Here is a 12,220-nt window from a genome sequence, read left to right as displayed (position 1 = left end):
TTCAGTCCTTTTTTTTTAATGTTTCATCGCATAAACAGCAAGGTCGATTAGACGGTTAGAATATCCCCATTCATTATCATACCAGCTCATAACTTTTATCATATTGCCGCAAATTACTTGTGTAAGATCACCTGCTACGATACTTGAATAAGGATTCGTGCAAAAATCACTTGAAACTCTTTCATCATCATCAACAAACAAAATACCTTTCATATCACCGTTTTGATATGTTCTGAAAATTTCGTTAAGCTCATCTTTTGTAGTTTCTTTTTTTGTAAGCACATTCAAATCAACCATAGAAACATTCGGAACTGGCACCCTAACGCTTTGTCCATGCATTTTGCCTTTAAGTTGCGGAAGCACCAAATTTATAGCTTTTGCAGCACCGGTGCTTGTTGGAATAATATTGCAAGCAGCCGCCCTACTTCTTCTAAAATCTCGTCCTTTTACATCAACCAGACTTTGTCCGTGCGTATAAGCGTGAATTGTTGTCATCAATCCTTTTTCAATTCCAAGTTCGTCATCAAGTATTTTTGCCACAGGCCCCAAACAGTTTGTTGTACAGCTTGCATTTGATATAATATCTTGACCTGCGTAAGTTTTTTCATTTACGCCCATTACGAAAGTTGGCGTATCATCTTTAGCCGGCGCACTCATTACTACTTTTTTTATGCCGTTATTTATATAAACTTGCGATTTTTCAGTAGTGAGAAAAGCGCCTGTACACTCAAGCACAACCTCAGCACCGAGATCTGCAAATTTAAGTTCACCGGGTTCTCTTGTGCTGAAAACTCTTATTTTTTTGCCATCAACGCTGATATAATCGTCATTTATAACTTCTACTTTTTTACCGAATTCGCCATGAACCGTATCGTATTGAAGCAGATATCTTGTAAGATCCCTTTTTGCCGTGTCATTTATCGCTATAAGTTCGACATCATCTCTGTTTAATGCGATTCTGGCTGCGCATCTGCCTATTCTACCAAATCCGTTAATTGCAATTTTAATCATAGCTTTCCTTTAATTTTGGATATAATAATGCCAATTTTACTAAATTTTGGGTTAAAAATCGTTAAATGAAAAAAGAAATTTCAAAAATTGCACTTTTTGGCGGAAGTTTTGATCCGCCCCATAGCGCGCATGATAAAATTGTTCATGAAATTTTGCGAAACTTAAATATAGATTTGCTTATTATTATGCCGACATTTATCAATCCTTTTAAAAAAGATTTTTCAGCTCCGCCTGTTTTGCGCCTGAAATGGTGTAAAATTTTATGGCAAGATTTGCCGAAAACCGAAATTTGTGATTTTGAAGTTTTACATGGAAGGCCGATAGCCACGATAGAAAGCGTTAAATTTCTAAAATCAAAATTTCCAAAAATCAAAAAATTTTATCTTATAATAGGCGCTGATAATTTAAAAGATTTGAAAAAATGGCAAAATTACGAAGAACTTCAAAATTTAACGGAATTTATAGTTGCTACACGAAATGACAAAAAAGTGTCAAAACACTTGCAAAAAATCAATATAAATGATAATATTTCATCTTCGCTTATAAGAGCCGGAAAATTTGAAAATATACCGGAAAAGATAAAATCAGAAGTTATTAAATTTTATAAAGGAAAAATAATGGTGGAAAGAGCCGAAAGAATCGCCAAAATTTTAGAAGATAAAAAAGCTGAAAATGTCGAAATAATCGATATGAGCAATCGCGATTATATAGCGAAATTTGTTGTTATCGCTACAACGCTTGCCGCAAAGCATGGAGAAACACTGATTGAGGAGCTTAAAACAGAATTAAAACCGTTTAACGAAAAGTTTTTAGGCATAGAAAGCAGCGATGAATGGAGTGTAATTGATTTTGGAGATATTATCGTTCATCTAATGAGCGAAACGTATCGCCAAAAATACAATATAGAAGAATTTTTGGAGAAATTAAAAAAAGAACAGACCTCTAAACTTTGAAATTTTAAAAAGCTTGAAAAATTACCGCCACAGTAAAGCATAAAATAGAAAAATACACTAAACGTTATAAATCCTAATTTTCTGTAAGCTTGCAGTGACAAAATTTTAAATTTAAAAATAAATTATAAAAAAATAAGGATTTGAAAAGTGAGACAAACTTGGACAAATAAATTAACTTATATACTTACAGTTGCCGGTGCAACCATAGGTTTCGGCTGCACATGGCGTTTTCCGTATTTAGTCGGAGAAAATGGCGGCGGAGCTTATGTTTTGGTATTTTGCATAGCAATGATTATACTTGGAATTCCGATGATTCTGGTAGAAAACGTAATCGGTAGACGGGCGCTCAAAAATTCGGTAGATGCGTTTATACATCCTAAAAAAGACGGCACGAAAATTTCAAAAAAATGGAAAATCGTAGGATATATGGGTCTTGTCGGCTCATTTGGAATTTTGGCTTATTATATGGTTCTTGGCGGCTGGGTAATGACATATATTTCAAATATAATAACAGGAAATTTTGATTTATCATCTAAAATAACCGAAGCTGCCTACACAAGCAATTTTTATAAAAGTCATATTGAACAAAATGCTTTAACGGTCGGATTTTATACGGCGCTTTTTGTTCTTATTAATTGGTATATCCTAAAAAAAGGAATAATTGACGGAATAGAAAAATTCGTTAAATTTTTAATGCCTGCACTTTTTTTATGTTTTTTAGCGGTAATCATCAGTAACTTGACACTGGACGGCGCAGCCGAAGGAATAAAATTTTATCTTAGCGTGGATTTTAGCAAAATCACTCCAAAACTTTTAATTGACGTTCTCGGACAAGTCTTTTTCGCACTTTCTCTTGGTTTTGGCGTAATGATTACACTTTCAAGTTTTTTGGATAAAAGTGAAAAATTAGTCCAAACTGCTACTATTACAGTTGTTTTAAATACAGTTATAGCGGTTTTAGCCGGTTTTATGATTTTCCCAACTCTTTTTAGTGCCGGAATTGAACCGAGCAGCGGTCCATCACTGGTTTTTAAAAGCCTACCGATAGCATTTTCAAATATACCTTTCGGAAATTTTGTGGCAATTGCATTTTTTGCTATTTTACTTATAGCTGCAATCACAACTTCAATTACGATTTATCAGGTTATAATAAATTACATAGAGGAAAATTTTAAAATTTCGCATGTCGGCGCCACAAATTTAACGCTCATTTCAATTTTTATTTTAGGAAATATCCCTTGTATTTTAAGCAGTAACGCTCTTTCTGATGTAAGTATTTTAGGAAAAAGTGTTTTTGATGCATTCGATTTTGTAAGCGCAAATATATTTTTCGTCCTAACGGCGCTATTTTCATGCATTTATGTAGGTTTTGTATTAAAAAATGAAGCGATAGATGAAATAACAAATAATGGAAGTTTAAATAATAAATCGTTGGCAAAATTCTGGTTTTATTACGTTAAATTTTTCTTGCCGATTGTAATTGCAATCATATTTTTGTATGGAATTATATAAATTTATTGTTGTGAGAAAATCACAACAATAAATTAAATTTTATTTTTTATCCATTTTTTTAGCATCCAAAATTTTAATTTTACCATGAAGCGTTAAAAATCTACTTTTGTTATTATCGTAAAACTCACTTGAAATATCGTTTGTCTTAGTGTTTATATGAGTTTTTATACTCATCAAAGACAACATTACATTGTAAAGCAGATCGTTTGTAAAAAATTCATCTTTGTTTTTATTTAAACGTGCGTAAATATCACTATTTTGCAAGCTGTCATTAAAATATATAAAAAACGGAATTTGACACATTCCATAAACAAAATTTACAGCATCGTGCGAAGCTTTTACAGGATTTTCGCCGTGATCGCTCATATAAACAAGCGCTTTGAAGTTTTTAAAATTTTTAGAAATTTCTATTATACGTCTTAAAATTTCATCATTATAAAAAATTGAGTTTTCATATGCTTCAAGACGACTTGTGCCGAATTTTTCATAATTTTTAGGATAACGTCTTTTATAAGTACTGTGTGAACCGAGCAAATGTACGATTATTAAAGATTTTTTAGCTAAATTTAACGATTTTAACGGTTCTAATAAGGATTCATCAAATTTTTCTTTATCGTCAAAGTCGCTGGTAAAAATTTTTTCATCTGCAGGAATTGAAATTTTTGATACATTTTCACCGAAAGCGCCGAATTTTACCTGATTTGAAAGCCAATATACGCTAAATCCGGCAGCTTTAGCTGTTTCAATTAAAGTAGGCGCCAGATCTTCATCCATATTTTCATATTGATTTTTAGCGCTCAATGCATAAATTAAAACAGGGACAGTATGAGTATAATTTGAGTGAGCCTCACTAAAAAATATAGCGTTTTTACTATTTTTTAACCTATTTAAATAAGGAGTAGTCGGCTTTTGATACCCATATACACTCATAAAATTTTTATTTTCGCTCTCTCCAATAACAAGCACAAAAACTCCATCATCGTTTGATGATACAGAGTCTTTTAACAAGTCCATTCTTTTTTGTGCGTTTTTTGCATAATTTTCCTGCATACGAATTTGTGCTTTTATCTCATCGATAAAAAAAGGCTCTTTAAGCAACCAACACTCTTTATAACTATTAAAAACAGCAATTATTAAAATAAAAACAGTAAGAATTTTTCCGTTTTTAAATGAAAATTCCGCTTTTTTGCAAAATTTTACAAATAAAAATGAAACCATTAAAACAAAAACAACAGATACATACGTCCAAATATTTTTATTATCCATAAAATACTCGAATGCTTCATTTTTATTTGTTTCAAGCATCGCAAACAAAGCCGGCTGATTGAAAGGTTTTAAAGCAAAAGAAAAATACCCGAGATAAATTAAGGGCAAAACCGCACTTAAAATAACAATAAAAACAGCTGAAATTTTAGATTTTGAGCCTGCTAATGTCAAAACAAGAGCCACACAAAGAACTGAAAATTGCGTATTATAAAACTGTTTTGTCTTAAAAACAGCATCAAAAAATGTAAAAAAATACGGAATGAAAAGTAATATAAAAAGTGATAGAACTGCTATAAAATAGCTAATTTTATTCTTAAAAAGCTTGCTTGCAAAAAGTAAAATTAAAGCTGAAAACGCGCAATATTTTAAACTGTGAATAAGATATTCCATGCTTATTTTTGGAGATAAAATAAAAAATATCAGCACAAAAAATATAAAAATTACGAATTTATTCATCAACTTCCTTTTTTAAAAATCTTTATTATAATTAAAATTTACTTTTATGTAAAGCAAATTTTGTGTAATATTCTTAGTTTTAAGGAGTAAAAAATGATTTCAGATTTTGAAAACAGACACCCAAAAATAGATAAAAGTGCATTTATAGCGCAAAATGCGACAATAATCGGCGAAGTTGAAATTGCAAGAAATGCAAGCGTCTGGTTTGGCGCAGTAATCAGGGGAGATGTGAATTTTATAAAAATCGGTGAAAACTCAAATATTCAAGATCTTGCCTGCTTACATGTTTGGCATCGTGAAATTGACGAAACCGGTAAAATAACCGATACCGGATATCCATGCATTATAGAAAAAAATGTCACAATCGGGCACAGTGCAATAATTCATGCTTGTCACATCGGCTCAAACTGTTTAATCGGTATGGGCGCAATAATAATGGACGGTGCGGTTATAGGTAAAAATTCCATCGTGGGCGCAGGAAGTTTAATCACAAAAGGTAAAAAATTCCCGCCGAATTCGCTAATAATCGGCTCGCCTGCGAAATTTGTGCGAAAACTTACAAATGATGAAATAAACACTATAACGCTTTCTGCAAAAAATTATGTGAAATTTAAAGATACATATAAATAAGATTTTACGTATAATAAAAATTTATTTCAGTAAAAAAAATACTTTTTCATACAGACTATAATAAATTGTATTCTATAAAATTTACGAAGAAATTTTAAAAGATTTCAAATGATTAGATTTAAACTGTTTAGTGCAAAAAATAATGTAGAAACAAAATATGCTAAAAAAATTTTTTATCTTCTTACACTTAAAAATTCGATTTTAAAGCTTTAATTTGACAATTATCTAAATCTACAAATGAAAATTTAATTAATTAAGCCATATTAGAGCTGATTTGCAACTTAAAATTTTCTTATTTATATTCTATAAAATTAAAAATTTTTACGATTTATAAATAATAAAAAAGCGTTTTAAAATTTTAAAAATAAAGCACGAAAAATTTAATATCCAATTTTAAAAATCATTAAAATTTTATATTCCGATCACTACGAGCGGTAATCCGCGTTGATTTTTACATAATCATAACTCAAATCGCAACCGTAAGCTGTAAAACAAGCATTTCCGATACTTAAATCGCATGAAATTTTAAACTCATCTTTTTGCATGATTTTATGAGCTTTTTCTTCTCGTTCATCGTCAAGTTCGGGGTGATTTATATCATAAACAATCACATCATCATATTTTATAACAAGTTTTTCTTCATCGCAAATCACGCCGCTTGCGCCGATTGTTGAAGCGATTCTTCCCCAGTTGGGATCTTCGCCGAAAATCGCAGTTTTTACCAAAGGCGAATTTGCCAAAGCTTTAGCCGCTTTTTCAGCTTCATTAATATTTGCCGCACCACTGACTTCAAAAGCCACAAGTTTATGTGAGCCTTCGCCGTCTTTTACTAAAAGTAAAGAAAGCTCTTTTGTTATTAAATTTAAAGCTGTCTCAAATGCGTTTTTATCATATGCACGCGTGCAAGAACTTAAAATCATAACAGTGTCATTTGTAGATGTATCTCCATCCACACTGACGCAATTAAAGCTTTGATTGACAGCTTTTTTAAGCAGTTCATCGGCATCTGATTGCGAAATTTCAGCGTCCGTAAGTATATAACAAAGCATAGTGGCAAGCGCAGGATTTATCATTCCGGCACCTTTACAAATCGCAGCTATATTAAAATGTTCGCCATTATCCAAATCAATGCGAAAAGCAAGCTCCTTTTTTATTGTATCGGTTGTCATTATGGAAGTAGCCGCTCCATTTGAATTGCGAGCCGTAAAATCAAAATTTTCAGTCGCTTTTAAAATTTTATCTTTTTTTAGACGATAACCGATTACTCCTGTCGAACTCATTATCGGATTTATTAAACTGATTTTTTGTCCAAGCTTTGCAAAAATTTCATCTATATCATCAATACCTTTTTTACCGGTCATAGAATTTGCATTTTTAGAATTTAAAAGAATAAAATTTGATTTGAAACCGCATTCATATCGCATAAAATGTCTTATCGGCGCGGCTTTAAATTTATTACTCGTAAAAATAGCACTCACTAAAAACGGTTTATCCGAACGAATAAAACCAAGATCATTTCCATTTTTCTTAAATCCGGAGTTTATTCCGTCAAAATAAAATCCTTCAACATTTTCAAGTCCGTTTTTAAGTGGAATAATATCAAACATAATAAATCTCCTGAGGCTTGTATTTGCTATTTATAAGTCGTTTTGTCTGACGGATACCTTCTGCAGTGCCAATTACCAGCAAATGCATATTTGAACCGATAAGAAAATCTCCATTTGGCATAGGTGTAAATTTTCCATTTTGATCTTTTGCACCTACTATATCGGCATTTACCATTTCTCGTAAATGCGTTTCTTTGAGCCTTTTAAATCTGACCCAGGAATAATCATCAACTAAAATTTCTTCTATATCAATCGGCGAATCTTTTTTATAAAGAAACTGCTCCAATATATTTTCCATATCCGGACGCACGCTTACGGCAGTTAGACGTTGAGCGGTAAGTTTTGAAGGAAGCACAACGGAATCCGCACCAAGTTTTTTTAATTTTTGCGCATCGGCATCGCAATTCGCATTTGTCATCAAATAATAAGGTTTATCTCTTCCAAGTTCTTTTTCATAAAGTCTTACAAGAGAAATAATAGCAATATTATCAGCTAAATTCGGACTTAAAGTTATAACTCCTTTTGCGCTTGAAATATGTGCTTTTAAAAGCGAAGTTTCCAAATGAGGTTCTCCGATAAAAAAATACGGATAATGATTTGTTTCCGCTATTTTATCAAGATTCGGATCATTATCAATTATAACAAACGGTATATGATTTTCACGAAATTGATGCGAAAGCTCAAGCGAATATTCGTTATTATAACAAATTATAAAATGATTTTTCAATCTGGCTGTTTTGTAAATCATATTTGTCTCCCTTATAAGATGCAAAAGAGCACCTTTTTTTATAACTTCCACAACAACACCAAGACAAAATGAAAAAGTACCAAAGCCCATTAAAACAAACACTAGCGTAAAAACTCGGCCGGCAGGCGGAATTGGCGCCACTTCCGTAAAACCCAATGTCGTATAAGTCATACCTGCTTGATAAAATGCATCTACAAGTGAAAAATCTGCAATATAAACATAACCGAATGTGCCTATTAATTGCATCAGGACAATGAAAATCAGAGGAAGTCTGAAAGGTGTAAGTTGTTTGTAAATTTCTGAATTGAAATTTATGTCCGGTTTGGAACTGCCGGACCAGTTGAAGAATTTTTTTAATTTGTCTAAAAAAGACACTTTTTGCTCGTCAAATAATTATTTTGACGCTTTTTTCATCGTTCGTAAAGTTGAAGCTGCGACTTTAATTTTTGTTGTAGAGCCATCCTCCAACTTAATGCGAATTGTGCGTAGATTTACGCCAAATTTCTTTTTTGTTTTGTTGTTTGCATGGCTGACACTATGGCCATTCATCGCAGACTTTCCGGTAATTGCACATCTTCTTGACATTATGTAATCCTTAAATTTAAATTAAACGATGATTATATCTAAAAAAACTTCAAATATTACTTAAAATTTTACTTTTCTTTATCTCTTTTTTGATAGAATTTTGAAATTTTAAAATTTAAGGAAATTTTGATGTATGTAGCACCAAGTATTCTGTCGGCCGATTTTGGAAAACTGAATGATGAAATTACAGCAGTTTGCGAAGCAGGAGCCGATCTTATTCACGTAGATGTTATGGATGGACATTTTGTGCCAAATCTTACAATCGGACCTGTTGTCGTAAAAAGTGTAGCAAAAATTGCAACAAAACCGCTTGATATTCATCTTATGGTTGATGACAATACGTTTTTTACAAATCTTTTTATACCTTTAAAACCAAAATTTCTAAGTTTTCATATAGAAAGCGAAAATCATCCTTTGCGCCTTATAGATCATATTCGCAAAAACGGTATCAGCCCTGGAATTGTACTAAATCCTCATACCGAAATTTCAACTTTAAAATATATTATAAAAGAAGTGGATCTTGTGCTTTTAATGAGCGTAAATCCGGGCTTCGGCGGTCAGAAATTTATCCCTTCGATAATTGAAAAATCGCGTGAACTTAGAGAACTTATATATAAAACCGATGCAAAATGTTTAATTGAAGTCGATGGCGGCGTAAATGGTCTAAATGTAGCCGAACTTGATGAAGCTGGAGTTGATATCGTAGTAGCCGGAAATTATGTATTTTCATCTCAAAGTTACAAAGCCGCCATAACTTCGCTTAAACTTTAAGGCCAAATTTTGAAAAAGAGCAAAACACAAAATTTAATTGATTTAATAGCTAAAAAAAGCATAAATTATCACGATTTCATCGCACTTGCTATGGAATGCGAAAGAGCCGGAGAAATTGACTTCGATCCGAAAGATTTTTCAATGTGGCAACTTTTAGGAATAAAAATAATCAAACTTGACAACGGAAAAATTACGCTGAAAAGTAGAGAAATTTCACTTGATGAAGCCGATTTCTGTTTTGTAGATATTGAGACAAACGGCGGAATCGATAAAGGTCAAATCATCGAAATCGGCGCAATAAAAGTACGTGCAAAAGAAATTTTAAACACATTTAAAACATTCGTATACGCAAGCAATATCCCTGAAAATATAGTAGAACTTACAGGAATTCACACAAACGATTTGAAAAACGCTCCGCATCTTTCAAATGTGCTTGAAAATTTCAGACTTTTTTTGGGCGATAGCGTTTTTGTAGCGCACAATGTGAAATTTGATTACGGTTTTATAAGTGAAAGCCTGCAAAAAATCGGCTTTGGCGGACTTTTAAACCGCAGAATCGATACTATTGATCTTGCAAAACGCACTATTGCCGCGCAAAAATATGGCTTAAGCTCTTTAAAAGAGCTTCTTGGTATAGAAAATGAACATCATAGAGCTTTTAGCGATGCACTGTCATGTTATGAAATTTTTAAATTTTGCACACAAAAACTTCCTTGGTATGTCCAAACTATCGAAGATCTGATAGAATTCAGCAAAACCGCAAAAAGTTTGGCTTTACCAAAAACAAATAAAATTTAAACAAAATTTCACACCATTTTCGGTAAAATAAAAATTTTATTAAAAAGGGTAAAATTTGGAAAATATACGAAATTTCAGCATTATAGCTCATATAGATCACGGAAAAAGTACATTGGCCGATCGTCTAATCAGTGAATGCAACGCAGTAGAAGATAGGCAAATGAGCTCACAAGTTATGGATACTATGGATATAGAACGCGAACGAGGAATTACAATAAAAGCGCAATCGGTTCGTCTTGAATACAAAATGAACGACAAAAAATATATACTAAATCTTATAGATACTCCAGGTCACGTTGATTTCAGTTATGAAGTAAGCAGAAGCCTGGCAAGCTGCGAAGGTGCGATATTGGTAGTCGATGCAAGTCAAGGCGTTCAGGCTCAAACAATTGCAAATGTCTATATAGCAATAGAACATAATCTGGAAATTATTCCTGTATTAAATAAAATCGATTTACCGAATGCGGACCCCGATCGTGTAAAAAATGAAATTGAACACATTATCGGTATAGATTGCACCGATGCGATTGAAGTCAGTGCAAAAACAGGCATCGGCATAAAAGATTTAATAGAAGCTATAATAAAACGAATCCCCGCTCCGAAAATAGAACCAAAAAAGCCTTTAAAAGCTATTATTTACGATAGCTGGTTTGATAATTATCTTGGTGCACTCGCACTTATTCGTGTTTATGACGGCGAAATTCATAAAAACGATGAAGTTTTCATAATGGGAACTGAAAAAAAGCATATTGTACTTGATCTTATGTATCCAAATCCGATATCACCTATTAAAACAGAAAAAATAAGCAGCGGCGAAATAGGAATTGTGGTGCTTGGTCTAAAAAATGTAAGTGACGTAAGTGTAGGAGATACGATTACTTTATCAAACAATAAAGCCAACACGCCTATTGGTGGATTTGAACGTGCAAAGCCGTTTGTGTTTGCAGGAATTTATCCGATAGAAACGGATAAATTCGAAGATTTACGCGATGCGCTTAATAAATTAAAATTGAATGACAGTTCTATAAGCTATGAACCGGAAACTTCTTTGGCACTAGGATTTGGCTTTCGTGTAGGATTTTTGGGGCTTTTGCATATGGAAGTCATAAAAGAACGTTTGGAACGAGAGTTTAACCTAAATTTAATAGCTACAGCGCCAACTGTAACATACGAAATTTATCTTACAAACGGAGAAATGCTGAAAATTCACAATCCAAGTGAACTTCCGCCTATAAGCAATATACAAATGATAAAAGAGCCGTATTCACACGCTACAATTATCACGCCGGCAGAGTTTTTAGGAAATCTGATAACCTTACTGAATTCTCGCCGCGGTATCCAAACAAAAATGGATTATATAACAAGCGATAGAGTTTTGCTTGAATACGATATTCCTACAAATGAAATAATAATGGATTTTTACGATAAATTAAAAAGCGGCACAAAAGGATACGCAAGCTTTGATTATGAACCGATCGATTATAAACAGGGTGATTTGATAAAACTTGATATAAAAGTCGCAGGCGAAAATGTAGATGCTCTTTCTATAATAGTTCCACGCGATAAAGCGCTTCAAAAAGGTAGAGATCTGGTAAAAGCCATGAAAGAAATCGTGCCGAGACAACTTTTTGAAGTTGCTATTCAAGCAAGTATAGGAAATAAAATCATAGCGCGCGAAAATGTCCGAGCAATGGGCAAAAATGTAACCGCCAAATGCTACGGCGGCGATATAACCAGAAAGCGAAAACTTCTCGAAAAACAAAAAGAAGGCAAAAAACGGATGAAATCAATCGGAAAGGTAAATTTGCCGAGCGAAGCATTTTTAAGCGTCTTAAAAATAGACTGAAATTCAGCAAATTTCGTAGAAAATACGAAATTTGCAA

General features: G+C 32.7%; 11 protein-coding genes. 6 read left to right on the top strand and 5 right to left on the bottom strand.

Translation table 11 applies throughout. From position 1 onward, the window contains the following. Window positions 1-15: 15 nt before the first annotated feature. Window positions 16-1,011 (bottom strand): type I glyceraldehyde-3-phosphate dehydrogenase, encoded by a 996-nt coding sequence (gap, locus tag CHAB381_RS03680; protein WP_012108640.1) that lies wholly within the window; start codon window positions 1,009-1,011, stop codon window positions 16-18. Window positions 1,012-1,076: 65 nt separating this feature from the next. On the opposite strand from gap, the gene nadD reads away from it, so the two are divergent. Together nadD and CHAB381_RS03670 are read left to right on the top strand one after the other, a co-directional pair. Beyond that, entirely contained in the window at window positions 1,077-1,964 is an 888-nt protein-coding gene (nadD, locus tag CHAB381_RS03675) for a nicotinate (nicotinamide) nucleotide adenylyltransferase (RefSeq protein ID WP_012108639.1), read from the top strand. 147 nt (window positions 1,965-2,111) lie between these two features. Beyond that, complete coding sequence (locus CHAB381_RS03670) at window positions 2,112-3,476, top strand: sodium-dependent transporter (RefSeq protein ID WP_012108637.1); 1,365 nt, start codon at window positions 2,112-2,114, stop codon at window positions 3,474-3,476. Between the two features lie 39 nt (window positions 3,477-3,515). On the opposite strand, the gene CHAB381_RS03665 is transcribed toward CHAB381_RS03670, so the two are convergent. Next, complete coding sequence (locus tag CHAB381_RS03665; RefSeq protein WP_012108636.1) at window positions 3,516-5,198, bottom strand: phosphoethanolamine transferase; 1,683 nt, start codon at window positions 5,196-5,198, stop codon at window positions 3,516-3,518. A gap of 93 nt (window positions 5,199-5,291) precedes the next feature. On the opposite strand from CHAB381_RS03665, the gene CHAB381_RS03660 reads away from it, so the two are divergent. After that, on the top strand, window positions 5,292-5,828 hold the full coding sequence (locus CHAB381_RS03660; RefSeq protein WP_012108635.1) for a gamma carbonic anhydrase family protein: 537 nt from the start codon (window positions 5,292-5,294) through the stop codon (window positions 5,826-5,828). A 425-nt stretch (window positions 5,829-6,253) separates the two neighbouring features. Here CHAB381_RS03660 and argJ read toward each other — a convergent pair whose 3' ends face one another. The 3 genes from argJ to rpmB are packed head-to-tail and all read right to left on the bottom strand — an operon-like array spanning window position 6,254 to window position 8,768. Further along, window positions 6,254-7,435, bottom strand: a complete 1,182-nt coding sequence (gene argJ / locus CHAB381_RS03655; protein ID WP_012108634.1) for a bifunctional glutamate N-acetyltransferase/amino-acid acetyltransferase ArgJ — start codon at window positions 7,433-7,435, stop codon at window positions 6,254-6,256. Continuing rightward, the gene (locus CHAB381_RS03650) at window positions 7,428-8,558 is read right to left on the bottom strand and encodes a potassium channel family protein (protein ID WP_012108633.1); all 1,131 of its coding nucleotides are present in this window, start codon (window positions 8,556-8,558) and stop codon (window positions 7,428-7,430) included. The genes argJ and CHAB381_RS03650 overlap by 8 nt, the downstream gene beginning before the upstream one ends. 18 nt (window positions 8,559-8,576) lie before the next feature. Further along, window positions 8,577-8,768, bottom strand: coding sequence for a 50S ribosomal protein L28 (rpmB, locus tag CHAB381_RS03645; protein WP_012108632.1), 192 nt, complete (start codon window positions 8,766-8,768; stop codon window positions 8,577-8,579). 129 nt (window positions 8,769-8,897) lie between these two features. Here rpmB and rpe point away from each other — a divergent pair, with 129 nt between their 5' ends. The 3 genes from rpe to lepA are packed head-to-tail and all read left to right on the top strand — an operon-like array spanning window position 8,898 to window position 12,183. Further along, complete coding sequence (gene rpe / locus CHAB381_RS03640) at window positions 8,898-9,539, top strand: ribulose-phosphate 3-epimerase (RefSeq protein WP_012108631.1); 642 nt, start codon at window positions 8,898-8,900, stop codon at window positions 9,537-9,539. 9 nt (window positions 9,540-9,548) lie between these two features. Continuing rightward, window positions 9,549-10,337 carry a 3'-5' exonuclease gene (locus CHAB381_RS03635; protein ID WP_012108630.1) on the top strand — a complete coding sequence of 263 codons (789 nt, stop codon included), beginning with the start codon at window positions 9,549-9,551 and terminating at the stop codon, window positions 10,335-10,337. A gap of 55 nt (window positions 10,338-10,392) precedes the next feature. Further along, a complete protein-coding gene (lepA, locus tag CHAB381_RS03630; protein ID WP_012108629.1) occupies window positions 10,393-12,183 on the top strand; it encodes a translation elongation factor 4 in 1,791 nt (596 codons plus the stop codon). The last annotated feature ends 37 nt before the right edge of the window (window positions 12,184-12,220 follow it).

Origin of the sequence: Campylobacter hominis ATCC BAA-381 (genome assembly GCF_000017585.1) — a bacterium.
GTDB classification, from domain to species: Bacteria; Campylobacterota; Campylobacteria; order Campylobacterales; family Campylobacteraceae; genus Campylobacter_B; species Campylobacter_B hominis.
This window is presented reverse-complemented; position numbering and strand designations above follow the sequence as displayed.